The sequence below is a fragment of the Actinomadura sp. NPDC023710 genome (assembly GCF_040639875.1).
In the GTDB taxonomy this organism is placed as follows: Bacteria; Actinomycetota; Actinomycetes; order Streptosporangiales; family Streptosporangiaceae; genus Spirillospora; species Spirillospora citrea.
Genome location: NZ_JBFAGB010000009.1, coordinates 14581 through 38811, shown reverse-complemented (window position 1 = coordinate 38811; position 24231 = coordinate 14581). Strand labels below are relative to the sequence as shown.

At 70.7% G+C, this 24231-nt stretch carries 17 protein-coding genes; 6 read left to right on the top strand and 11 right to left on the bottom strand.

Translation table 11 applies throughout. The annotated features are described in order from the left end of the window. Window positions 1–11 precede the first annotated feature (11 nt). The gene (locus AB0H37_RS12660; RefSeq protein WP_360612490.1) at window positions 12–956 is read right to left on the bottom strand and encodes a S16 family serine protease; all 945 of its coding nucleotides are present in this window, start codon (window positions 954–956) and stop codon (window positions 12–14) included. A 62-nt stretch (window positions 957–1018) separates the two neighbouring features. Here AB0H37_RS12660 and AB0H37_RS12655 point away from each other — a divergent pair, with 62 nt between their 5' ends. Further along, complete coding sequence (locus AB0H37_RS12655) at window positions 1019–1729, top strand: response regulator transcription factor (protein ID WP_179832796.1); 711 nt, start codon at window positions 1019–1021, stop codon at window positions 1727–1729. On the opposite strand, the gene AB0H37_RS12650 is transcribed toward AB0H37_RS12655, so the two are convergent. Both AB0H37_RS12650 and AB0H37_RS12645 read right to left on the bottom strand, forming a co-directional pair. Next, the gene (locus AB0H37_RS12650; RefSeq protein WP_179832795.1) at window positions 1686–2441 is read right to left on the bottom strand and encodes a hypothetical protein; all 756 of its coding nucleotides are present in this window, start codon (window positions 2439–2441) and stop codon (window positions 1686–1688) included. The genes AB0H37_RS12655 and AB0H37_RS12650 overlap by 44 nt on opposite strands. Window positions 2442–2453: 12 nt before the next feature. Further along, entirely contained in the window at window positions 2454–3236 is a 783-nt protein-coding gene (locus AB0H37_RS12645; RefSeq protein ID WP_329094751.1) for a hypothetical protein, read from the bottom strand. Window positions 3237–3697: 461 nt separating this feature from the next. On the opposite strand from AB0H37_RS12645, the gene AB0H37_RS12640 reads away from it, so the two are divergent. Together AB0H37_RS12640 and AB0H37_RS12635 are read left to right on the top strand one after the other, a co-directional pair. Beyond that, the gene (locus AB0H37_RS12640; protein ID WP_179832793.1) at window positions 3698–4627 is read left to right on the top strand and encodes a sigma-70 family RNA polymerase sigma factor; all 930 of its coding nucleotides are present in this window, start codon (window positions 3698–3700) and stop codon (window positions 4625–4627) included. Then, complete coding sequence (locus AB0H37_RS12635) at window positions 4624–5799, top strand: hypothetical protein (protein ID WP_360612487.1); 1176 nt, start codon at window positions 4624–4626, stop codon at window positions 5797–5799. The genes AB0H37_RS12640 and AB0H37_RS12635 overlap by 4 nt, the downstream gene beginning before the upstream one ends. A gap of 50 nt (window positions 5800–5849) precedes the next feature. Here the strand turns inward: AB0H37_RS12635 and AB0H37_RS12630 are convergent, their stop codons facing one another. From AB0H37_RS12630 to AB0H37_RS12605, 6 genes are all read right to left on the bottom strand, one after another. After that, entirely contained in the window at window positions 5850–6563 is a 714-nt protein-coding gene (locus tag AB0H37_RS12630) for a nuclease-related domain-containing protein (protein ID WP_360612486.1), read from the bottom strand. A 35-nt stretch (window positions 6564–6598) separates the two neighbouring features. Further along, window positions 6599–7333: a hypothetical protein gene (locus tag AB0H37_RS12625; RefSeq protein WP_360612484.1), complete on the bottom strand. Its 735-nt coding sequence runs from the start codon at window positions 7331–7333 to the stop codon at window positions 6599–6601. Next, window positions 7330–9288, bottom strand: coding sequence for a helicase HerA-like domain-containing protein (locus AB0H37_RS12620; protein WP_360612482.1), 1959 nt, complete (start codon window positions 9286–9288; stop codon window positions 7330–7332). The genes AB0H37_RS12625 and AB0H37_RS12620 overlap by 4 nt, the downstream gene beginning before the upstream one ends. Window positions 9289–9316: 28 nt before the next feature. Next, window positions 9317–9643: a hypothetical protein gene (locus tag AB0H37_RS12615; protein WP_179832788.1), complete on the bottom strand. Its 327-nt coding sequence runs from the start codon at window positions 9641–9643 to the stop codon at window positions 9317–9319. A gap of 30 nt (window positions 9644–9673) precedes the next feature. After that, window positions 9674–10903, bottom strand: a complete 1230-nt coding sequence (locus AB0H37_RS12610; RefSeq protein WP_329094760.1) for a hypothetical protein — start codon at window positions 10901–10903, stop codon at window positions 9674–9676. Between the two features lie 74 nt (window positions 10904–10977). After that, window positions 10978–11565 (bottom strand): hypothetical protein, encoded by a 588-nt coding sequence (locus AB0H37_RS12605; protein ID WP_179832786.1) that lies wholly within the window; start codon window positions 11563–11565, stop codon window positions 10978–10980. Between the two features lie 101 nt (window positions 11566–11666). Here AB0H37_RS12605 and AB0H37_RS12600 point away from each other — a divergent pair, with 101 nt between their 5' ends. The 3 genes from AB0H37_RS12600 to AB0H37_RS12590 all read left to right on the top strand — a co-directional run bounded on the left by AB0H37_RS12600 (window position 11667) and on the right by AB0H37_RS12590 (window position 17093). Then, window positions 11667–12317 (top strand): hypothetical protein, encoded by a 651-nt coding sequence (locus tag AB0H37_RS12600; RefSeq protein WP_360612480.1) that lies wholly within the window; start codon window positions 11667–11669, stop codon window positions 12315–12317. 140 nt (window positions 12318–12457) lie between these two features. Continuing rightward, window positions 12458–16249 carry a hypothetical protein gene (locus tag AB0H37_RS12595; protein WP_360612478.1) on the top strand — a complete coding sequence of 1264 codons (3792 nt, stop codon included), beginning with the start codon at window positions 12458–12460 and terminating at the stop codon, window positions 16247–16249. A 271-nt stretch (window positions 16250–16520) separates the two neighbouring features. After that, the gene (locus tag AB0H37_RS12590) at window positions 16521–17093 is read left to right on the top strand and encodes a hypothetical protein (RefSeq protein ID WP_360612476.1); all 573 of its coding nucleotides are present in this window, start codon (window positions 16521–16523) and stop codon (window positions 17091–17093) included. Between the two features lie 337 nt (window positions 17094–17430). On the opposite strand, the gene AB0H37_RS12585 is transcribed toward AB0H37_RS12590, so the two are convergent. Then, entirely contained in the window at window positions 17431–21471 is a 4041-nt protein-coding gene (locus AB0H37_RS12585; protein ID WP_329094769.1) for a hypothetical protein, read from the bottom strand. Next, window positions 21456–24104 carry an ATP-binding protein gene (locus tag AB0H37_RS12580; RefSeq protein WP_360612474.1) on the bottom strand — a complete coding sequence of 883 codons (2649 nt, stop codon included), beginning with the start codon at window positions 24102–24104 and terminating at the stop codon, window positions 21456–21458. The genes AB0H37_RS12585 and AB0H37_RS12580 overlap by 16 nt, the downstream gene beginning before the upstream one ends. Window positions 24105–24231: the final 127 nt, after the last annotated feature.

Here is a 24231-nt window from a genome sequence, read left to right as displayed (position 1 = left end):
CGGGCCGGGCGTCAGCAGAGCGGAGCACGGCCTCCGTCCGCGCAGAGCCGGTCGACGGCCTCCGTCACCGTGCGGACCGGCACGATCCGCAGGCCGGTGCCCTCGGCCGCCTCGACCGCGGCGGACCGCTGCCAGACCGGCACGAAGAACACGTCCATGCGCGCCTTCACCGCCGCGCGCACCTTCTCGGGGACATCGCCGACGCCCGTCACGGCCCCGCCGAGTCCGATCGCGCCGGTCCCGGCGACGCGGTGCCCGCCGGTCAGGTCGCCCGGGGTGAGCGCGTCGAGGCGGGCCAGCGCCAGGATGAGCCCGGCCGAGGGCCCCTCGACGGGACCGAGCGGGTAGGCGGTGAGCGCGACGGTGGGGCCGGCCTCCGTCCCGGCGAGCCGGCCGACGGGCATCCGCCGGACCTCGGCGCTCCCCCACGCGTCGGCGGACGTGCGCGGGACGACGAGCACGTGCACGGTCGCGCGCCCGGCGGTCGCCGTCTCCAGGTCGGCGGGTGCACGCAGCGGGATCAGGCGGTCGGCCGTGCCCGCCGCGAGGAGGACGTCGCCGGGGCGCAGGCCGCCGTCCCGGGCCGGTCCGCCGACCGCGCCGACCTGGAGGCCGGCGGCGCTCACGGGCGCCCGGCGGGCGGCCAGCTGGGCGGCGACCAGCGCGGCGTGCGTCTGCGCGGTGCTCATCGCGTCGCCGCCCGGCGCCGGATCGCCGCCGCCGTGCCCGCGCCCGGCGTCCCGGATCACGTGTTCCCCGGTGAACTCGGCCTTTCCCCACTGGAGCCAGTTGCTGCGCTGGACGCGGGACGTCATGACCGACCAGGACCCGCCCTCCGGGCGGCCGACCTCGATCGCCGGGCCGGGACCGACGCGGTTGTACGGTGAGCCGCTCATCCCGAAGACGGCCAGGACGACGACGGCCGCGACCACGCCGTACAGCACACGGCGCCCCACCGGCACCCCAGCCTGCTCGCTGCCGCTCCGGATGGTCCTCGCACCCCCGATATCATGGCGCCATGGCGCGGATCCTGGTCGTAGATGATGATGCGCGTCTCGTCAAGCTCGTGTCCGGTCTGCTGCGCAAGCGCCACTACCAGGTGGAGTCGGTGGCCAACGGCGAACTGGCCCGGCTGGCGCTGCGCCGCGGGGACATCGACCTCGCACTGCTCGACATCAACCTCCCCGACATCGACGGGCTGTCCCTGATCGACCAGCTGCGCGACCAGGGGAACACCACGCCGATCATTCTGCTGACCGCCCGCTCCGAGCCGCACGAGCAGGCGCTCGGGCTGCGGCTGGGCGCGGACGACTACGTCGTCAAGCCCTTCCACCCGGAGGTGCTGATCGCCCGGATCCAGGCACTGCTGCGGCGCAGCGCGGGAAGCATCGCCCGGCACGCCGGCGAGACCCGCGGTGACCTGCTCGACATCCCGCCGGTCCGGGTCGACTTCACCGCCCGGCAGGTGTTCAGGGAGGGAGCGGAGGTGCGGCTGGCCCCCATGGAGTACGCCGTCCTGGAGTTCCTGGCGGTGAACCGCGGCCGGGCGGTCTCGAAGGAAGAGATCATGCTGCACGTGTGGGGCACCGACCGGGGGGTCTCCCGGACGCTGGCCGAGCACGTGTCCCGGCTGCGCCGCAAGCTCGGCGACGGCGTGATCGTGACCCGGACGGGCTTTGGGTACCTCATTCCGGCGGCTCCGGAGGATTCCGCAGCCACAGCTCGGTGACCAGGACGTTCTGCGCTTCGAGCCGGCACCACATCTGGTCGCCGTCGGACTGCATGGTGGCCCGCCACCGGGCCAGCCCCAGGTGATCGCCGACCCCGCTGGTCACGCGGGCCGGCCACGGCAGCCCGATCCGGGTCCGCATCGGTTCCAGATCCGAGCGGGTCAGGTGCCGGGCGACCGAACGCACGGTGTGGACGGTGAAGTCGTCCTGCTCCCGCGCCGAGACCTGCTGGTGGGCGAGCACGCCCAGCAGGGCGGAGTGGGTCCGGACGGTGTCGGCCACGATCCGGTCCGCCTTCTCGCCGGGCGACCGCGTCTCCTCCAGGTCGGTGAGCAGCCGGGCGAGCCCGTCGATCGCCGATCCGAGCAGTTTCGCGTCCTCGTCCCGGTTCCCGATGGCCGTCTCCCCGAGCAGCCCCGCGGTGACCGAGGCGATGGTGAGCTCGCCCGCCATCCGGTGCGCGAACCCCCGGGTGAACCTGTCGTGCCACAGTTCCGGCGGCGTCTCCGCGTCGTTACCGATGATCACCGCGGACGCGGCCGTCAGCGGGATCGCGGTGAGCGCGCCGCTGGTGAAGACCGATCGCCAGGTCAGCGCCTGGCCGGCCGCGACGAGCGTCTCCCGGTCCAGGGTTCCGCCGCCCGGACCGCTCAGATCCTCTACGCCGCAGGGCGGGACCCCCGCCGGGGCGTGCACGACCACCGGAACCACGGTGGCTCTCCCTCAGGCCTTCTCCGCGGCGGCCTTGTCGGCCACGAGCTGGTCGAGCGCCTCGCGCAGGTCGGTGCCGGTCTTGACGACGCGGACGTAGTGCCCGGTCAGCCGCCCGGCGAGCTGGGCGTTCAGGCCGCCCTCACCGATACCGCCGGAGAGCTGGTGCTCCTCGACGGCCACGATCGCGTTCCCGCGCTCGGCGAGCGCGTCGGTGACCTGCACCGGGTTCATGGCGTTGACCAGGAAGGCGGCCGGGTCCTTGGCGTACTCGATGATCTCCAGGCGCTCCCGGCCGTAGCCGTGGTTCAGCAGGCTCTGGGCGCCCTTCAGCCGGCTCGCGCCGCGGCCGATGCAGGCTCCCCGCGCGTCGACGCCCGTGACGGTGGGCGCCACGGCGATCTTCGTCTTCGTCCCGGCGACGCGGGCGATGGCCTTGATGACGACCTTGCCGTTGAGCAGTTCGTCGACGAACCCCGCCAGCAGGCGTTCGACCAGTTCGGGCGCCGTGACCGAGAGCATGAGCCGCTCGGAGCCCGGGTCCGGGCCGGCGGCCACGCCGACGACCAGCGCGATGACCTTGCTTCCCGGCGCCAGTTCGGGCGGGGCGGCCCCCTCCGGGAGGTCGAACGCGTCGGCGCGCGGCAGAAGGGCGTCGCGGGCCTCTCCGGTCGCGACGTCATAGACGGCGCAGCGGAAACCGTCCGGCCCGCTCGACTTGATGTGGGCGGTCACCGTCGTCCCGACGAGCGGGGACTCCAGACCGAGATCGCTGAGGATCGTTTGCACCGTCACTCTTCCTTTCGTTGGCAGACGAGGCCCGTGGCATCGCCTGTTCCTACCGCAGCCTAAGCGCGCACCCCCTGACCTCTAGAGTCCGTCGGTTCCGCGATCCGCAACCCGACGCGGCGAACTGGTTCTGCGTTCCCTCATCCGACACACCGCGTCTACACCAAACAGCCATCAGCGTGGCAACAGCAGATCCATAGAAGGTCAATTTTTCGTCAACGAACTTGTCGCGGCGTTCCCTTCCCGGACAGTTGCGCCGCTCCCCGCGAAGCGCTCAACTGCGATCTTCCGCCGCGACCCGTCCACCTGCCCCCCGTGACCGGCCGACCAGGAGCCTCGCGACCGTCCGAACGGCCTGCGAACGTATCAACGATCTGTTTCAGTTCCGACCGTTCCCGGTCCGTTCGGCATCGAACGTGCATAGCTACAACTCCAGCCTCGCATTCCCGACTAGCCGAGGGAGACGGATGGACATCGAGCAGCCAGCGCGTGGCGAGCGCCCCACCGCCGACGAGTTCCGTACCCGCAACGACGAACTCTTCGCCAGGCGCCACGAGCTCCAGGATCGGCTCAGCGCGCTCCGCGCGCGGGCCGACACCGGGGAGCTCGACATGCTCTCGGAACTGGTGCTGCGGCGGGTCGAGCGCGAGTTCGACGACCTCACGCTCGAGATCATGATCGCGAACTTCGGTCTCGTGCGCAGGTACGTCACCATGTTCACCTCGAAGTCGAGCGAGCACATCGAGGACTTCGAGAGCGCCGGCAAGGTCGGCCTGCTGTGGGCGATCGCCTCCTACGACCCGAACCGCGGCCCCTTCGCCAGCTGGGCGTTCAAGCCGATCCAGCGGGAGGTGCTGCGCGCGGTGCGGGACGCCGACCACCCGAACCTCAATCCCGGGGACTTCGAGAAGCGCCCGGCCATCCTGGCCGCCGAGCGGGCGTTCCTCGAGGAGGCCGGGCCGGACGCCCCGGTCGACCACGCCGACATCGCCCGCCGCGCCGGGGTGACCGAGGCCCAGGTGCGCCGCGTGCTCGACGCCCCCCGGCTCGACAGCCTGCACACGGTCGCGGGCGGCTCGGGCGAGGACGACGTCGCGTGGGAGGACCGGCTGCCCGACGCGTCCCCGAGCATCGAGGACGAGGTGCTGCTCCGCTTCGACCTGCGCGCCCTCAGCAGCCGCGGCTTGCCGTTGCTCGACCCCCGCGAACGGTACGTACTGACGCGCCGGTTCGGACTGGACGGCGAGCCGGAGCAGGCGTTGCGCGTCATCGGCGAACGACTCGGGCTGTCCCGCGAAGGGGTGCGGCAGATCCAGCAGAAGGCGCTGGCCAAGCTGCTCCAGCCCGTCGTCGAGACACCCGAGGGCGCCCGGAGAATCGAGGGACGGGCAGGATGAACGACGGACGGGAGCACGCGGGCGGCCCCGGCGCGGGACCGGCCGGGGGTGCCGGAGAGACGTCTGCGTGGATCATCATCGATGACACCGCGGACGCCGCCGCCGAGGAGCCGGCCGCCGCACCGCCCGCGGCCGGCGGAGAGCCCGCCGCCCCCGAGTCCGAGCAGCCGCCGCAGAGTCCGAAGCCCGCGCAGGGCGACCCCTGGGCCTCGCTCGGCACCTGGGACTCCTGGAGCGCCGCCCCGGGGGCGCCTTCCGAAGCCACCGGCGACACCTGGAGCGCTCCCGGCTCCGCGCCCGGCGGCACCCGCACGCCCACCGCCGGCACCAGCGCTCCCTCCGGGCAACGGAACACCCGCCCCGCCCCGCCGACGAACCCGCCGGCCCCCCCGCAGAACGTCCCGCCGCCCCCTCGGCACAACGCTCCGCCTGCCTCCCAGCGCAACGCCCCGCCGGCCCCCAAGCACAACGCCCCGCCGACTCCCCGGCAGAGCACCCCGCCTGCCTCCCGGCACAACGCCCCGCCTGCCTTCCAGCGCAACGCCCCGCCGGCCCCCCGGCAGAACGTCCCGCCGAGCGCCCAGCACAACGCTCCGCCAAGCCCGCCGCAGAACATCCCGCCGAACACGCAGCACGGCGCTCCCTCGAACTACGGCGTTCCGCCGAACACGCAGCACAGTGTTCAGCCCAACCACAGTGTTCCGCCCAACCACGGCGTTCCGCCGAACCACGGGGCGCCGCCGAACCACGGGGTGCCGCCGGGTACGCCGCCCGGCACGCCCTACGGCGCTCCGGCGAGCACGCCGCATGCCGCCGCACCCGGTGTCGGCTACGCGCCCGTGAACGCGCCCGGTGCGGCGCCCCAGGGCTTCCCGGAAGCCGGTGGCCCGTTCCAACCGGAGCCGGCCGCGGGCTGGGCGCAGGCCGCCGACCAGAGCGGCACCGCCGGTCCCGCGCAGAACGCCTGGTTCTTCGACGAGGGCAACGACGACGTCCACGCGGACGCGATGGAGGACGCCGGAGCCGGAGGCACGGTCCGCCGCATGCTGCCCGGCCGGCTGCCGCGGCCCAGCGCCTTCGACCTCATGCCCACGATCATCACTTTCTGCATCACGTGCATGAGCGTCCTGCTGGTCGTCGCATCGCTCATGTGGCGCCCGGACGTGCCCTAGTCGCCCTCCGGCACACCCAGTGAGCCTGGCCGACGCCCCGAACCGGCCGGTCAGGCCGGGGTCGCGTTCCAGAGGCTCCGCATCTTCTCCCGTGCCTCCTCCGCCGCGCCGAAGACGCGTGGCGCACGGTCCAGGACCGCCGTCAGGTCCTTCGCGGAGCACACCCACACGCCGGCGGCCGTGGTGAACGGCCGGTTCCGCATCCCCGGCACGCACACGACCGCCAGGACCGTCCTGCCGCCCAGCTTGCGCGACAGCCTCCGCGCCTGGTTCGCCGCCTGCCGGACCGGGTCGCCGTGCAGCACGCGCTTGCCGACCCGCATGGCCCCGTCCTCGGTGGAGACCCGGCCGTGCCCCGTCTTCACCTCGATGGCCGCGGCCCCGCAGCCTCTGGTGAAGACGACCGTGTCGCAGTCGCCGCCTCGGGCGCCGAGCACGAGCCCGTAGGCCGCCGCGACCGACTCCGTGCGCCGGACGGCCGCGCGCACCTCACGCTCGGACCGCGCGCCCACGGCCGACCGGCGGGCCTGCCCCAGCGCACGCGTCGCGCGGATCCACGCGTACCCGCACCCCGCCGCCGCGGCCACCCCGGCGACCGCAGAGGTCGCCCTCAGCGCACTCGCGTCCAGGAGCAGCGTCCCCAGTAGGGCTCCCGCGGCCGTGACGGCCAGCGTGGCGGCCCCGGCGGCGTAGAGCGACCCCCGGGTCCGGTGACGCCACATCTGCCGGGAGACGAAGTCTCCGGCCCGCCCGACCTCGTACATGGATCTCCCTTGGACGCTTGCCTGCGGGCCGCGGATCAGGCCCGGGCGCGGAGCCGTTTGCGGCGGGCCTGCTCGGCGTCCGCGCGGCGCGGCGTGGGCCGGCCCTTCGCGTCCTGCGCGCCGCGCGCAGCGTCGCCCGCCTCGCGCGCGCCGGCCCGGCGCCGCCGGATGTTCTTCAGCGCCCTGAACCAGATGACGCCCTGCTCCGACCCGTCGCGGATCACGTCCCGGACCTCGCGGGCGAGCCACCCGACGGAGCGCCAGGCGAGCCGCCAGATCGTCAGCGCCATGCCGGCGATCATGAAGTTCAGCACCGAGGCCAGCCCGGCCACCTGCCCCCAGGCGGCCGCCTCGCGCACCCCGCACCGGCCCGTGCTGAAGAGCCCGCCGGGGCACTCGCCCGGCACCAGCACCACGAGCGCTCCCGCGGCCGCGGCGAGGGTGCACAGCGCGGCGGCGGCGGTGATCCTGCCGATGGTCTTCTTCCAGCGGCGGTGGAGCCGCACGTTCAGCCGGACGACCGCGGCGGCGGCGACGCCCGCCGCGCCGGCGGTGACGACGTCCCCGAGGTCGAACGTGACCACGTCCCCGTACTGGAGGATCAGCAGCCCGATCGAGACGCCCGCGAGGACGAAGCCGAGCAGCACGACGATCGAGGCTTCCAGGGCGATCGGCAGAAGGTCGATCCGCCGTGTCCGAGCCTCGTCCTCCGGCCGCGCCTCGTCCTTCGGGGGCGCCTCGTCCTTCGGCCGGCGTCGCGGCGGCCTCACACCGGCCCCCTCGTCCCCTGCGGGGCTCCCAGCGGGAGCGTCGCGGGCGCGGTGAACGGGTCGGGCGGCTGGTAGCGGGCCAGTTCCTGCTTCCGCATCGGAATGATCACGTACTCGACCCGGCTGGCCGGCTTGTTGACCCGCAGGTACCCCTCACCGGTGCCGAGGGCCCGCAGTTCCTTCGGGAAGACGATGAACTGCTCCTCCCCCATGGCCTGCAGGTTCTGGACGTGGCCGTCCTGGCCGACCCGCTCGCTGAACTTGTTGTTGTCGCGCATGCCGAGGAACTCCGCGCACTTCTCCGCGGCCTCGGGGGACGACTGGGCCATGGCGACCAGCCAGTTGATGTTCTGGGTGAGCCGCGACCAGTCGTCGCCGTCCTTGTCGATCCAGTCCGTCGGGCCCTGGGTGCAGAGGATCATGTTGAACATCGCGGACCGGACCCTGGACAGCATGTTCATCGCGATCTCGCGGTCGATGAAGTTCGCCTCGTCCACCACGATGAGCCGCGGCCGGTCCTTGGGGGCGCGGCCCTGGATCCGCTGCGCGGCGTACACCGACAGCCGCTGCAGTGCGGAGGAGGACAGGATCTTCGCCATGTCGGGCTGGCCGAGGGAGTTGAGCCCGATGTAGGTCAGCCCCTCCCGCCGGACGTCGATCATCTGCCGGTCGGCGGCGGGGACCAGGATGCGGCGGCCCGCGCCGGAGTCGTACAGCCCGGTCAGCTTCGTGCCGAAGCTGGCCGCGGAGGCCGCCTCGTCGCGGGACGGCCGGAGCACGTTGGTGTAGCGCTCGGTGCAGTACCCGAAGCCGCGGACCCCGTCGATCGCGAGCACCTGCTCCTTGACGGCGCCCTTCATGCTCTCGCCCTGCTCCATGATCTTGCCGATCTCGAGCATGTTGGGCGGGGAGAACCTGTCCGGTGCGATCTCGGCGGCCTCGTGGAACATCTGGACGACCTGCTGGAGGACCTTGCGGTTCAGGGCCTGCCAGTACGCGTCGTCGAACTCGACCATCGTCATGATGGTGTCGAACGCCTCGTCGGCGGACATGCCCGCGAGGGCGTTGAACCAGAAGGCCGGCTGCTCGTCGCCCAGGGCGATCTCCTGCATCGGCATGCGGTGCGCCTGCGCGTAGGCGCGCAGGAAGTCGCGCAGGCCGCCCGGCTCGGTGTCCTCCTTCATGTCGAGGACGGTGACGTCGAAGCCCATGTCGAGTGCCGCCCCGATGATCCACATCAGCGTGACGGTCTTGCCGCTGCCGGTGGAGCCGACGACGGCGCCGTGCATGCCCATCTCCTGGGTGCTCAGGAAGACCGGACGGTCGTTGGCGCCGAGCCCGAGGGGGATGGTCTTGGCCTTGATCGGCGTCTTCCTGGCCTTCTCCGTGGCGTACGGGCCGTGCACCGCCGGGATGTCGGCCACGGTCACCCGGTTGGCGACCCGCTTCTTCAGCATCTCGCGCCGGCCGTCCCTGGGAGTGATCGGATCGTCGACCAGCTCCTTCTGCCGGAACCAGGTGCCGTCGAACAGGTCGACGAACTTCTTCTTCTTGCGCAGGAAGGACGAGAGCGTCATGATCGCCGATCCCCGGGCCCTCCCGACGATCAGTCCGAAGAGGCCCGCGAGCACCGCGGTCAGCGACAGCAGGACGGTGACGGGCACCTTCCCGGGCTGCCCCGGGCCGAAGTCGGCGAAGCTCGCCAGCCAGTAGCCGTAGGCGTACGCGTTGTCCTTGGCCCGCAGGGCGAACCCCACCACGCCGGCCAGCGAGACGATGATCCAGTCGCGCCGGGCCAGGAAACGGCGCAGCGCGATGAGCAGCGCCCAGGCGCAGAGGGCCGGGATGAGCACGGCCAGGATGACCGCGAACACCAGCAGGACCACGGTGGGGAAGACATAGCCGCCACCGGCCAGGTCCGCGGGCCTGCTCTCCGGCCCTCTCGGGTCCGCCACGTTCACTCCTTACGCTGAGGTTCCCGCATCAGCCGCCGCTGTTGCCGACCTGGTCGACGCTGGTGAAGATCTTTCCGACGAGGTTGCTCATCATTTTGACCCCCTGGACGGTGAGGCCGAGGTTGAACAGCATCCCGCCGATGAGCAGAGCGAAGATGAGCGACTTGAAGGCCTCGCCCGGACGCCCGCGGCCGATGCCGTTGATCATCCGGAAGACGCCGAACACGACGATGACGACCGCGATCGCGCCGCAGATCGCGACCAGCGCCTTGCCCGCGGGCGAGGTGAAGAAACTGTCGGCGCCGGTCTGGCCGAGCTCCGGTCCCGCGAGTATGTGAAAACCAGGAACTGACATCCTTTTTCCCTCCATGGTTTGAGGTCCCGGTCAGTTGTTCAGTGCGTTGCTGTAGGGGTTCAGTTCCGCCGCGGAACCGGCAGGTCCCCACGCGAGCACCGGGGGCTGCGCCCCGCTGGCTCCCACCAGCAGGTCGAAGTCAGCAAAATTAGTGAATGGCTGGACGTTTCCCTTCTTTCCAGGGACCGTCCCGGTTTGTTCGGCTCTGGCAAGCATGATCCGCACCCGGACGACGAGCTGGTCGTCGAGCGTCTTGATCGCCGAAAGGATCTGCACGGCCTGCGACGAGTCCGCCAGGCGGAACCCCGAAAGGCCTTCGTAGCGGTGCTTGGCGTCCTGGTCACCGGTGACGGCGAGCAGTGCCGTCGAATCACCCGTGGCGTAGGCGGCCGCCCATCGCAGAATCTGGTTTTTGGACTCGGTGCTGACTTCCGTGGTCAGTTGCCGGTAATTGGTGTAGTCGCCGGTCCCCTTGGGCTTGCCGGCACCGTTCTTCCAGACCGAGAAGGCGGGAGAGGCGGCCAGGCGGGGTCCTGAGGGGTCGAGCAGCACCGTCACGTCCAGTTGGAGCACGTGCGAGCTCACCGCCGGCGATTCGCTGCTCCCGGCCGGCGGGCCGGCCGTGGGGCTGCCCTGCGGGTCGGCGGTCGTGCCCGGAGTCGGCGTGCCGGTCGCTCCCGCCTGGGGGGCTCCGCCGGACGGCGACGCGGCCGCCCCGCCGGTCGGCGACGCGGATGCCCCTCCGGTCGGAGACGCGGACGCCCCGCCGGTCGGAGTGGCGGCCGGCCTGCCGGTGGCCGCCGGGGACGGAACCTGCGTGGTCCCCTCCCCCTGATCGGGCAGCACGACGAGGTAGTGGTGGATCTCGAAGTCGGTGAAGCCGAGCTTCTCCGTACCGAAATGCCGAGGGGTGAATCCGACCCAGTTCAGCGCCCGGTAGTCGAGCGGGGTCGAGCGCCCGTCAGGGCCCTCCGCGGACGCCCCTTCCGGGTCGAAGGACTCGGCGCGGGGCACGTCCTGCATCCTGCCGGCCAGGAAGTTGACGGCGGCCGTGTACGAAAGGTCGCGCCCCTGCGGGGTGACCGAGGACAGGTCGGGCTTCTCGCTCCCGCTCGAGAGTGCGACGAACACCGCGACGATGCTCAGCCCCGCGGCCACGAAGAGCGCGATCAGGATCCTCCTGGCCCGCCTGCGCGCGGTCGGCTCACTGGAACGCCGGGCGGGCACCATGGTGAAACGAGTGGGTGACTGTTCCGGCATCGTCCCTCCTCTATTTGTCATGTTGCAGCCAGGACCGTGCGGCCCTCACGCGGATGCGCAAGTGCCGGCCGCACTCACCCGCGGCGGCGATCGTTCCGGCCGCGGCGGCGGCCGCTGGACAGCTGGGTGGACGCCGTCAGCCGGCGTCCCTTGCGGCGGGGGGCCCGCAGCCGGTTCGCCCCCGGCATCTCCTGCTGGGGGTAACCGCGCGAGTCCCAGCGGACGGCGTCCACCGGGACGCCGCCGGGCAGCATGCGCACGGTGCCCGAGGCGGTGCGGCGCAGCGGCGAGATGCCGATGTACAGCCGGACCGGCCGGCCGTCCACGTAGAGCCTGCGGTTGCGCGTCCCGTTGATCTGCAGCCCCAGCCACGTCGCCAGCGACTCCCCGTTCAGCGGGGACAGGCTGACGGACGCCCAGCCGGCCGCCCCGCCGAGCACCGGGCCGTACATCAGCGCGTTCAGCCCCGGACCGAAAACGAGGAAGGCGATCAGGAACCCGAGCGCCGCCCCGACGATCACGGCGATGAGCGTGGTCAGCCTGACCGTGCGGGGCAGCGTGATGTCCTTGTTCAAGCTGCCGATCACCGCGGGCGGCGGCTTCAGCATGTTGGTGGCGGCCAGCATCGCCGGCCCCCTGACGCGGTCGTCCTCCTCGCTCATGCCTGGAACCGTGCGGGGTTGCACCCCGGACGCCATAACGATTCGCGACACGTCGCCGCCCTCCGGTTGCCCGGACGCCCTCGCCCGCGACGGTCAAAGGCATGCCGAAGTTGACCGACTACGCCCGCCAGGGCTTCCGGCGGCGGCGTCTCTTCCAGGAGACCGAGCTGCCCGAGTGGTGGAACATCGCGGTGTGGGCCGGTGTCGGCGGCATCATCCTGATGCTGGTGGTCAGCGCGGTGTTCGACCGCGATGAGTCCTCCGGTGCCGCCCCTTCCGCGAGCCAGGCACCGCGCTACCAGGTCCAGACACTCGACCCCCGCGGTCTCACCGCCTCTCCGAGCCCGGGGGAGGCGACGCCCACAGCGTCCGGGAGCCCTTCGCAGGTGCTTCCGACGGGAGCCGCCGCCAGCAACTTCACCGCCACCGCCGCGACCAGGGTCCCGATGACGGACGGCGGCGCGACGGTCGTCCCGGCCGGCGCCCTCAACGTGGCCGTGGCCTCCGCCAGGGCCATCGTGACCGGGAACTGGAAGGGCGTCCCCGTCATCGGCACGGCGCGGCCGTCTCCGGCCAAGGCCATGCCCCAGGGATCGGCGGTGCAGGGGATCACCGTCGCGGATCCCACCAAGACCGGCAACAGCCAGTACCGGTTCAGCGCGACGATCACGCATGCGGGCGGGGCGAGGCCGGATGTCGTCGACCTCCTGGTGGAGCCGGACGGGCACGGATACGCGGTCCGGGCGGGATAGCACACTCTGCGACTCGATCAGGCATCTCCTTGCCCTGAAAGCGAATCGGCGGACGGTCAAGGTCGATCGTCTCCCGCGCCCGGGGGGTGAGTGCAGAGCCGAGCAAGGTACCGGAACCGAGGTAGCGGCTAATGCCCTGGATGGACGAGGACAGCAGCCCCTGGAAGGGCTCCGAGGTCTCACCGCGCCCTCTGGACGGTGATGAGCTGCAGGACGGCCCGTCCTCGGCTCCGCCCGAGCCGACGGCGCTGCAGCCTGTGGCGGAGGGCGAGTTCCCGGACGACCTGGCCGAGCTCACGCCGGAACAGGTCGCCACGCTGGGTTCGGACCCCCGGATCGCCGCCGCGGCCCAGCAGCCGCAGAACGTCTCCGACATCCTCGCGGAGCAGTCGGCCATCGACCGCGGCGTGGACGGGCAGGGGAAGAACCCGTACGGCGACGCGGCGCTGCGGGGCGGGCCCGTCAAGCTCAACAAGGACAACCCGCTCGGGATGCAGCGGGCGCTGGAGGCCGCCGCGAAGGCCGCGCAGCTGGCCAAGGACCTCAAGGCCCCGCCCACCGGCACGCCGTCGGAGCAGACGCCCCAGAGCAACCCCAAGGAGGGGCTCAAGAAGGCGGCCGGCGAACTCGCCGAGGGCAAGCTGCGCGAGGCGGCCGCGAAGAAGGGCCTCCCGGCGAACTACGTCCCGTCGATGCCGGAAGGCGACAACCTCGGAGAGAAGGGCCTCAACCTTCTCGGGCAGGCCGCCGACATCGGCGCTCGCGCCCTGGCCGACCGGTACGCGCCCAAGGTGTACGACGGCGTCAAGGACTCCGGTGCCGGCGGCAAGGCGCTCGACAAGTTCGAGCAGTCCAACATCGGCCAGAAGATACCCAAGTCGTTCTGGGACGGTTTCCGGCGCCGGAAGGGCGGCGCGCAGAACACGGCCGGCGCCGGCCAGCAGAGCAAGGACAGGGCCGACGGCAAGAAGTCGGAGAAGGACAAGAAGCGCGGCAAGCTCAAGGTGATGCTGGCCGCCAGCGTTTCGATCCTCGTCCCGTTCCTCTGCATCATCCTCATCGCCGGGATGCTCCTGGGCGTCAACGTCGACGACGACGTCCCGGAGTCCCAGCCCGAGCAGACCTCGGACACCAAGGTCGCCGAGTACTTCCCCGGCAACTGGCAGCGGATCCTCAAGCAGGCGTCGGAGCAGACCTCGGGCAGTGCGCAGGACTACTCCGAGGTCCCCTGGACGATCCTGGCGGGTCTCGCCAAGGCGCAGACCGACTTCGCCCGCTACAGCCCCTACGACAACGTCGACCGCGACCCCGGGCGCAAGTCGAAGGAGGTCCCCGGCGGGAACGGCTCCGGCGACGGCACCGGCGGCGTGGACGTGAACGTCAGCAACACCGTGGGCGCGGGGCCGGGGCCGGTCCAGGGGGTGACCGGCGCGGGCTCGGCCGCCACCGTGCCCGGCACCGGGAGCGACCACGTCGCGCCGCCGGACGGCGATCTCAGCCATCAGCTCGGCTGGTTCCTCTGGGCTCTGCGGATGCAGGAGTCGAACGGCGTCTACGACCGCAATGCCGGGACGAACAAGAGCACCGCCTGTGGTGCCTACCAGTACATCACCAGCACCTGGAACAACTACGGGGGCTACGCGAGGGCGTGCGAGGCCCCGCCGAGCGTGCAGGACCGCCGGGCCAAAGAGGACATCCTCAAGAAGTGGAACAAGTACCACAAGTGGCAGCCGGTCGCCGTCGACCACTTCACCGGAAGTTGGGGACCCTACCCGGAGAAGTGGGACCAGTGCCCGGGGGCCTGTGACTTCAACCCGACGGCCTGGAAGTACGTCGACGGCGTCATGACGAAGATGCGGGCCGCGGCACAGGCGCACCCGGCCGGCTCCGGCGGCACGCAGCCCGCCTCGTACAATGTCGAGCCCGCCGGGCCCTGGGCGCAGACCGCCGCGCTCCGCGTGGACAAGGGAACGTCCGAGGCGGGGAGCCCCGGCCTCCGCGCCTGGGGCTGCGACGTCGACAACCCGGACCCCGACATCGGCGGCAAGGACAACCAGGGCAGCGGGCCGTACCTGCTCACTCCCGCCGCTGCGGGCCAGATGCGGTCGCACGGCCTCGATCCGCAGAATCCGTGCCTGTCCTCGTACTTCGTGGCCTTCGAGCTCGTCAAGGCGGCGGAGAAGGTGCACCGCGACCCGAAGAGCCCCAAGTGGAAGCCCGACGGTAACGAAAAGGACCAGGAGAACGCCCGCAAGTACTGGAGCAAGGTCATCGCGACCTCCGGCATCTTCGTGGAGCGCACCGCGAACCCCGAGGGGCCCTGCGCCGTCCCCCCGCCGGACGATCCCGAGAAGCCGTGGTCGGTCAGCTTCAAGATCATTTCGATCTGGCGCTGCGAGACCAACCGCCTCCAGAACCTCTACCTGGTCACCGGCGGAAAGTACCAGGAGGGCGGGTTCAAGTACTCCGTACAGGACAACCGTCCCGCCGCCGTCGAGAGCCTCGTCAACGAGGCGATGTCGGTCAGCTACGGAGCCGGCAAATGGAAGACCGAGGGGTGCGACAACGGCAAGGACTCGCGCCAGGGCATCTTCCCGATGACCAAGAAGGAGGCGGAGGAGGCCGGCGTCGAGGACCGGTGCGATGTCGACAAGAACATCGCCGGCGCCGCCAAGCTGGTGCTGTCCGTCGAGAAGGTCCCGCCGGAGGAGCGCCCGCACGACCTCGGGGTCTTCCAGCCGATGGTCGGTGGCTGGCAGAAGCTCAGCATCGCCATGGGCACCGACCTCAAGCTGTTCTCTGTGATCGGCCCCGGACAGAACAGCTTCGAAGCGTCGGACGAGTGCCTCACGGTGATGAGGAAGTTCCTCACCGACATCGCCCCGTTCGCGACCGAGTTCGCGTCGCTGAAGAAGCCTCCGGGCTCCGACAAGGTGTACAGCGAGTGGCAGCCGAAGCTGGACAAGGTGGAGGAGGCCCACGGGATCACCGACCCCGGCAGCGATCGCGCCTGCATGATCGGGTCCTGGGCGCCCGGCTTCAACAACACGCTCGCCCAGATCGCCACCGACCTGGCGGGGAGCGGAGCGAACGGCACCAACCTCAACGGCCTGGGCAACTACTACCAGGGCAGGGAGGACGCCAACAAGGAGACCCCGCCGGTCGTCGGCGAGGACACCCTGGTCATCCCGCGGCTGGCACTGCGTCCGCTGAAGCCGGTCGGCGCGCCGGTCGCCCCGGACGCGACCGAGGCGTGGTCCCGCCTCGGCAACACCGAGGGCGTGCTGCTCCCGCTGGAGCAGGTCGCGGTCGAGTACGCCTGGTTCTTCGGCGGCGTCATCCCCCCGTTCAACAGCGCGGGCAAGCTGATCGGCTCGCTCGCCACCGGCGGCGGCGGCGCGGTGGACAACGGCACCGTGCAGGTGACGGTCGGGCCGGACGGCTGCCCCGAGAACGCCCCGAACAACACCCTGCGTGAGGGGGCCAAGGAGATCGGCATCCGCAAGCTGTGCGTGGACTCGGTGGCCCAGGCCCGCACGCCTCAGGCCGCGATGGCCATCAAGTGGGCGCTCACCCACCTCGGCTGGCCCTACGCCCCGCTCGACTCGGGAAAGCGGAACGACCCCGGCTGGGCCGACTGCTCCAGCTTCGTCTCCAGGGCCTACCGCGACAGCGGTGCCATTCCGAACCTGTACCCGAAGGGCAGCAACGCCCCCGTCACCACCACGTTCGTGGGGGCCCGCTGGACGCACAAGATCTCGCTCAGCCAGGCGAAGCCCGGAGATCTCGTGGAGCCCCACTCCGGCCACGTGGCCATGCAACTGGCCGACGGCTACAAGGTGCACACCAACCAGACCGGGGACGTCTCCAAGGTAGAGCGCGCCTATTCCGGTGCTTACTGGGTCGGCTGGATCGACCCCAGCAAGGTGTGAGACCTCGCCCATGACGGCCGCCGATTCCGCGTGATCTTGATCACGCGGAATCGGCGCAACGGCCGTTTTCTTTTCTGTCGTCGATCCGCCTACAAGACTTGCCAAAAGCAGACACAGTGCACCTTCCACTTGCGAGTGAGGTGTGCTGTGCGCGACAATTGATGAGCACATTGCAAACAGAGCCGACCCGGCCCCGTTTGCGTCTCATCAGACGCGCACAGAAGCCGGGTCCATCACCCGGCTTCTCGCGCCTTCACCGAAAGGAACAACCGTGAACAGCGCGAAGCCGAACAACCGACGCATCCAGCTCATCGTCCTGGCCGTCGCGGCCGCACTGGCCGCCGCCGGCCTGACGTTCGGTCTCATCAAGATGACCGGCTCGGACAGCGACGGCGACCACGCCGACCCCAAGCCCACCGCGACGGCCCCGGCGACCGAGAACCAGCCCCGTCCGGTCATCGCGATGGTCGAGCAGGGCGAGCAGCACGCCCTGCTGACCTTCAAGGTCTACCCCCAGGGCGGTCAGGTGACCGGGACCTACACGCTGGTGCACTTCGACGGCAACGGCCGCAAGGTCGAGGACCCGAAGGCGAAGGCATTCAACGGCGTGGGCACGGGCAACACGTTCGAGCTCAACGGCCTGGGCGACTACGGGCCGGTCAAGGGCACCCTCTCCACGGACGGGACCCGCCTCACGTTCGACCAGACCTTCGGTGTGGAAGAGACCGAGTGGCAGGTCATCGGCTCCGAGAGCGTGTTCGACGGCAAGGTCAACGACTACGCCAAGAAGTTCGAGTCGTGCTCCAAGAAGCACGACTACAACCCCTGCGAGGGCGTCAGCTGAACGCCCGCGCAGGCGCAGGTTCCCCGAACCTGCGGGAACACGACCCGAACCCCGACGACGACCGGCCTCCACCCCAGCGGGGTGGAGGCCGGCTCTTCTTTCGGCTCCCGGCGCCTTCCGGCTAGGTCCTGTCCGCGGAGGCCCCGGCCACGCGCGCGAACGCGTGAACTGGCCGGTGGAGCGAAGCCGGAGGCGAGCGGAACCGGGCAGATCGCGAAGCGATGCCGCGTTCGCCCCAGGCCCGGTCACGCAGCGAGCCGCCAGGCGAGCTAAGTGGGCCGGGACTGTGAAACACAGCCGCCAGGCGAGCGAAGTGGGCCGGGACTGTGGAACACGGCTACGTCCTTGACATCTCGTCCCGGTACATGTCCCGCAGCACCCTCCGGATGTCGACCGGAGTGTTCGCGTTCGCCGCCAGCCGGGGGTCGACCTGGGTCATCCGCCTGCTGTCCTGGAGAGACCGCTCCAGATCGCTCAGCCGGTCGAGCACCGCCTGGTTCTCCGAGCGTTCGCCACGGCCCTCCCTCTCGAACACGTCCCGCAGGTCGTCGAGGTTGCGGATGATCGCCGCCGCGGCCCCGGAGTCGGTCGGCCGCTGGGAGATGGCACCGACCAGCCTGTCGATCTCCTGATGCACCTGCTGCTGCGCCTGCTGGTTGCTCTTGGTGATCTGGTCGGCGAGCCGCGTCAGCTCGCCGGCGTCGATCATGCTGCTCGGATCGGCCATCTGCACCCGCAGTTCACAGACGCCGCGCGCCGAGCGGGACGCGTCGACCGCGTCCCGGAACATGGCGCTCAGCCGGTCGACCTGCTGGGCGGACTCCCGCTGCATCTGGGTGAGCCGGGCGTACTCCTCTCCGAAGAACTCCCCGGTGATCGCTCCCGTGTTCATCGTGTCGTGCAGGTTCTTGGTCTCCATGGCGATGCTCGCCATGGAGCGGATCTCCCCTTCGAGCTGGCGCTGGAGGTTGCCGGCCGACGCGAAGGTGCCGTCCGGCATCTCGATGCGGATCGTGTTGAAGTCTCCGATCTCTCTCCGCGCAGCGGTCATCACACCGCTCACCGCCTCCAGATCGCGGTGCTGGCGAATGTCGCGGCTCGGCATGTCGACGTCGTTGGCCCAGTCCCGGGCCGCCTCCACGGCGGCGACCTCCCCCCGGCGGGGGGCGATGGTGATGCGTGAGATCTCCTCGTCCTTGCCCCCCTCGAGCCAGCGCTCCACCCGCACCTTCACCTCGGGAAGGCGCGTGTCGAGCCCGTGGGCTTCGAGGACGTTGACGATCTCGCCTTCATCGGTGATGTAGCCGCGCTCCCTGAGCTGCGCCGTCATCCGGGCGATCTGCTGATCCTGGTTCTCCATGACCCCGTCGGAGGTCATCTGGGCCCGCCGGTCGCGCGCGGGGAGGAACAGGTGCGGGAGCATGCCCAACTGCTCGGCGGTGATGCCCTGGGGCCGGCCGCCCGCGAACTCCACGTTGGGGGCGAGCAGTCCCTGGTTGCTGACCGCGAGCTGACTGGCGTTCAGCCCCATCGCGCTCGCCGCGTCGGCGAGCGCCCGCATCTTCTCCTCGTCGTTGACGAACCCGGTGAACTCCGGGTTGAGCCCGCCGGGCTGCCCTTCGCCCCACTGCCGGGCCCGCAGCATGTTCAGGCCCTCCTCGGCGTGCTGGCCCATCAGCCGCCGCTGCTCCTCGGAGTCGCTGACGCGGATGATGTTGCGATGCCAGTCGTCGGCCTGCCGCAGACCCGACCGGGCGCTCCCGGCCGTGGGCATGCCCGCCGCGGAGATCGCCTCCATGCCCGTCCCGTCGCCGCCGGCGCCGGAGCGCACGCCTCTGACGCCGTTGACCCCGGCCTGGATGCCGCGCCCGGCCGCGGCGGAGCCGGTGAAGGCCATCAGCGGCAGCGTCGCCAGCACCGCCGGCGGCGCCACCATCGTCAGGCCTGCCAGGCCGGCGGTCAGCCCGGCGTACGCGGCCGCACGCTGCGCGGGCGACCCGGACGCGGCCTTGCGCTGCAGGGCGTTGACACCCTGCTGGAGCTTCGCGCGGCTGCCGTCGTACTTGTCCTTCGCCCAGTCGGTGATCGGGCGGGTGGCTCGCTGCGCCCCCCGCTTCGCCACACCGGCGACCGCCCTCGTCGCACGGTTGTTGAGCATGCGCCGCTGCAGCGACCGCTCGTCCAGGGCTGCCAGCCGCGCCTTGCCCACGCCGAGGCGGCCGAGGCGCTGGGACACCTGCTGGCCGGCGTTGCGCGACAGCCTCCGGTCACCACTGCTCCGCAACACGATGGCCGAGGCGAACCCCGTGGCCCCTGTGGTGGAGGAGATGTCCCCCAGGCTCAGGATCTTGCTGATCTTTCTGAACAGGAACAGCGCCACCAGGGGGGCCGCGCCTTGCGCGACCTGCTGGAAGAAGTTCGGGGTGGCATCGTTGGTGGTCGCCTCGATGGCCTGGTACGTGGTATCGGTGAGCATGGTCAGGAACGTCAGCCCGAGGGTGAAGAGAGCATCACCCGCCGCCGCCGCTCCGGTGAGTTTGAGCAGTCTCATGCCTTGCGGCAGGCCTGCTCCTATCAGCAGAAGTGTCAATGGCAAGATCATGACTAGTCCTGCCAAACCCACACTGGACACCGTCATACCGATCGCCATCGGTCCCATGACGAAGAGGAAGACGAAGGCGACGATCATCGACATCAGGCCCTGGGTGAGCCGCTGGGCCTGGTTCTTGCCCAGCCAGGCGCTGACGAAGTTCCAGTCGGCCTGGCAGGCCGGCTCGCTCGCGTAGCAGTTCCCCAGCTTGTCCTTGAGCTCGTCGTCGCCGTTGAAGTAGAACGTGCCCATCGTGCCGTTGTCGCAGAGGAAGCAGAGCACGTCGATGCCGGCGACGCTGAACTGGTGCCCGCTCTTGTCATCCTCGTAGGTGACGTCGCTGTAGAGCTTCTCGCAGGCCTTCGCCTTGTCCTTGGTGTCGGTGGCCTTGTCCCACTGCGGGATCGTGTGGGCGCTGCCGAGCCCGTCGTCGTTGGCCTTGCAGGCGCCCCAGGCGATCATGATCATCTGCTCGTCCGCGGCGGGGTCGATGAAGTACCCGCGGGCCGAGTTCGCCGTGGTCTTGCCCTTGCCGTGGCCGGTGGCCAGGTCGTAGGCCTCCAGCTTGCTCTCGGTGCTCACATCGGCGTTGGCTTCGAGCCAGCGACAGGACGCATGGGCCGGCGAGGGGAACTGCTTCGTCCCTTCGCCGAACTGCGCGGCCTGCCAGGAACGGACGAGCGAGATCTCCCACATCTTGCTCACCTGCACCATCGCCTGTTTGCCATCGGCGAGCGAGGTCTTCTCGTTCCGGCTCATGTACTCGTCGTTGAGTTTTTCGTCGAGTTGCGCGCAGGTGACCTTGCCCGCTCCGCCGTCCGGATGGCCGTCGTAGAACACGGGATTCGTCGCCACGCCGTCGTTGACTCTGCCGATTTTCTGCAGGTCGTAAAGCGAGTCCGACATGGTGCCGAACCAGCCCTGGACGGTCTTGGCCATCCACGGCGCGGTGTACGCCGCCGTCGGGTTGTCCTGGTGCTTGTCGGCCTGGTCGCCGATGAAGAAGATCAACCCGTTCGCGGCCAGGAACACCATGATCAGGCGCATCGCGGCCGCGGGCCCCCGGCGGTGGCCGCTGCTGGACCAGCGCCGGAACACCGCCGCCATGACGAAGATCCACGAAGGGATCAGGAACCACGCCGCGTACAGGGAGAAGGTGCGCACGACGGAGTTGATCGGATCCGCCGCCCGGCAGATCATGTCGAACGAGTAGCCGAACCCCATGAGCGCGCCGATGATCCGCCAGCAGAGCGCCGCCGCCATGAACATCAGGCTGGCGATCATCGAGACGAACCGCTGGGTCTTGAAGATCCGGGCGTTGTCCACCACGAAGAGCTCGAAGGACGTCCACCGGTGCAGCGGCAGGAAGGTCCTCGCCTCGTTGTAGACGTCGCAGTCGTCCTGCTTGATGTCGTAGGTGGGGACGTCGTCGTCCGGCGCCGCCGCGAGCAGGCGCCCGCCGGAGCCCGCCCCGGGCTGCGCCACGGGGGCGTAGGAAGCGGAGGGCGCCGACGGCGCGGAGGGCGCCGGCGCTGCGGCAGGCGCCGACGGCGCGGCGGGCGCGGCCGCGTGCGACGACCGGCCGCCGGACCCGAACCCCTCGGTCTGCCCGGAGAGCAGGGCCAGACCGCCGAAGACGGTCAGCGCGAGCACCCACACCAGGAGCTGGACTCCACGGCGCGGGCTCTGGCGCGCAGGCTTCGCACCGCCCGGCTCCGCCCGGTCGGGGCGGCTCTGCTTCCGCGGGTCGCCGCGGCGGGCCGGGCCGGGCCTCAGCCGACGAGCCATGGGTTCTGCTCCTCCCCCGCCCGCGGCGGCGCGGCGGTGACGTCGTGCCCCGTGTGCGGCGCGGCGTTGATGTCCGGCCCCGCCGGGGCCTGGACCGCGCCGTTCTGCCCCGGCGGCGCGGCGGCGCCGGGCTGTTCCATCCGCGCGGCCGCGGCGACGGCCGCCTCGTACTCGGCCCGCTCGGCCTCCTCGCGCTTGCGGCGGTCCTCCTCGCGCTTGCGGCGGTCCTCCGGGTTCGTGCTGTACGCCTGCGCCGCCTCCGGCGGCGTGGGTCCGAGGACGACCTGGGCGTGCCGCCCGAACAGGTCACGGAAGATGCCCCGCGCCCAGCGCGCCGGTTTGCCGTCCTCCGCCGGCAGCGGGCCGAACTCGCGGATCTGCGCGAGCCGTTCGGCGGTCGGCTGCAGGCCGCACAGCCTCAGCGCCGTCTCCGCCTCGCGCTTCTCGTTCAGCTTCAGCACCAGCACCCGGCTCAGGTAGGACTCCAGGTCCTTGGTGACCACGTCCGCGATCCGCTGGGTGAGGAACACCGGCATGATGTTCAGCGACCGGCCCTCGCGGGAGATGCGCTGCAGCGAGGCCAGGCCCTCGGCCTGCGAGAGGAAGGTCCACGCCTCGTCCACGATCAGCACGCCCGAGCGGTTGGCGATGAGGATCTCCAGCGAGGCGCGGATGACCAGGCGCACCGCCGCGAGCGCGATGCGCTCCGACACCGAGTACTCGCTCGGCGTCTTCCCCTCCGGCAGGCCGAGCTCGCGGTCGAAGTCGACCAGCGTGAGCCGCTGCGACATGTCCAGGCGGGGCAGCGGCTGGAGGGCGATGCCGAGGGAGAACATGGAGGACGCCTCCATCTGCTGCTCCACCAGGCCGCGCACCCTCTCGGCGTCGTCGCCGGGGACGTACTTCAGGGCGTCCCAGACGCAGCGCGCGCCGTTGAGCGCGCCCCGCTTCAGCCCGGAGCCGAGTGCGAGCCGCTCCGACAGCGAGAGCCCGTCGCGGGAGTCGTCCAGCGCGGACAGGATGTGCACGTTCGCGATCTCGGCCGCGATCGTCGGCGGCGCGTACCGGAACGGGTCGAAGGCCCCGGGCGACTCCTCCAGTGCCGACATCGACACCCGGCCGGCGGGGATCCCCAGCCGCTGGACGTAGTCCACCATCCCGTAGAGGGAGTCGCCGCCCTTCGGGTTCACGAAGATCACCGGTAGCCCGTTCAGCGCGGCCTGGGTGGCGACGGACTGCGCGAAGAAGGTCTTGCCGCTGCCCGGGTCCCCGAAGATCCCGAAGACCGGCGGCAGGTTCTTGCGGGGGGCGCCGAGGGGGTCGACGAAGAACGGCGTGCCGTCCGGGTCGATGAGCCCGCCGTAGACGCCGAGGTCGTCACCGAGGTCGGAGAACGCCTGGAGCCCCGCGTGCGAGACCATCGGCACGTTGACGTCCTGCAGGAACGGGTTCACCCGGACGGACGAGCAGGGGAGGGTCTCCTCCAGGGCCTGGATCTGGCGGTGCTCCAGCGCCTTCATCTGGATCCCGTAGTACTGGGCGAGGAACTCCATGTAGGTCTCGGTGGCGTCGGTCATCTCCCGGGCCATGATGAAGCTGCACCTGGCCAGCATGGGCTGGTTGGAGTTCGCGAGGTAGTCCTCGACCTCCTTGGCCTGCTGGAAGGTCTGGGACAGCTCGACCTTCTCCAGGTCCTGGGTCTTGCGCTCCTCCTCCATGTTGGACATGATCCGGCGCTGCGCCCGGCGGGCCCTCGACCGCGTCAGGTTCGCCGGTTCGAGCTCGGCCCTGATCGAGATGACGTGCGGGGCGTCGCCGGGGTGGCTGATCACATCCAGGGCCCACTGGGCCTCCGGGGACGGCATGACCGGCTGGTCGAACCGCATGACGGCGGCCATCTCCAGCTCGCCGATGCCGGTGACGCCGAGCCGGGTCGGCATCTCCTCGATCACCGCGTCCGGGCCCCGCCCGAGGTTGTACCAGGACTCCAGCTGGTCGAGCTCCTGGCGGGTCGGCTCCTGCGCGTCCGCCCGCTTGAAGATCGAGGCGATGTGCTCCATGTCCTTCTGGTAGTCGGACAGGTCGGGGACGTCGTCGGCCATGGAGTCCTTGACCAGGTCGGTCAGGGCCCTGATCGTCCCCATGCCGCCCTGCGAGCCCTTGCCCGCGCGGGACGTCTTGTCCATGAGCGACGACCGGAGCTGCACACCGACGAACAGGACGCGCTTCGGGGCCAGGAAGCCGAAGGCCTCGGCCTGGTAGGCGCGCAGTTCGTCGGTGTTCTCCTTCGGCGGGGTGACGAGGTCGTCCCAAGTGATCGAGACCAGATGGACGTTGCGGTTGTTGGACAGGGTCGCCAGCCCGCCCACGGGCTGCCGCGACGTCCGGCCCAGGTCGCCCAGGAGCCTGGCCAGCGGCGCCGCCATGGACAGCTGCTCCGCCGGGTCCTCCCACTTCATCGGCGACAGGCGCACGGTGCGGTAGATCCACACCTCGCCGTTGTAGCCGACGTAGACGCCGTCGGCGGTACGCCAGGCGTACGGAGTGGTCCACATGGTGGCGGTGTCGGCCTCGGAACGGCCTGCGCGGCTGGTCCCGGTGACACGTCCGAGCGCCGCCCTCAGGTTGACCATGTGCTGTCATCTCCCTGGTCGTGTTGGCTCTCAGGGAGACAGTCCGGCAACCGGGGCTGGCGGCATCCATCATTGTCCGCACAGTCGCTAATAGAGATTCCGGCCGCTTCGCCGACCGGGTGACAAC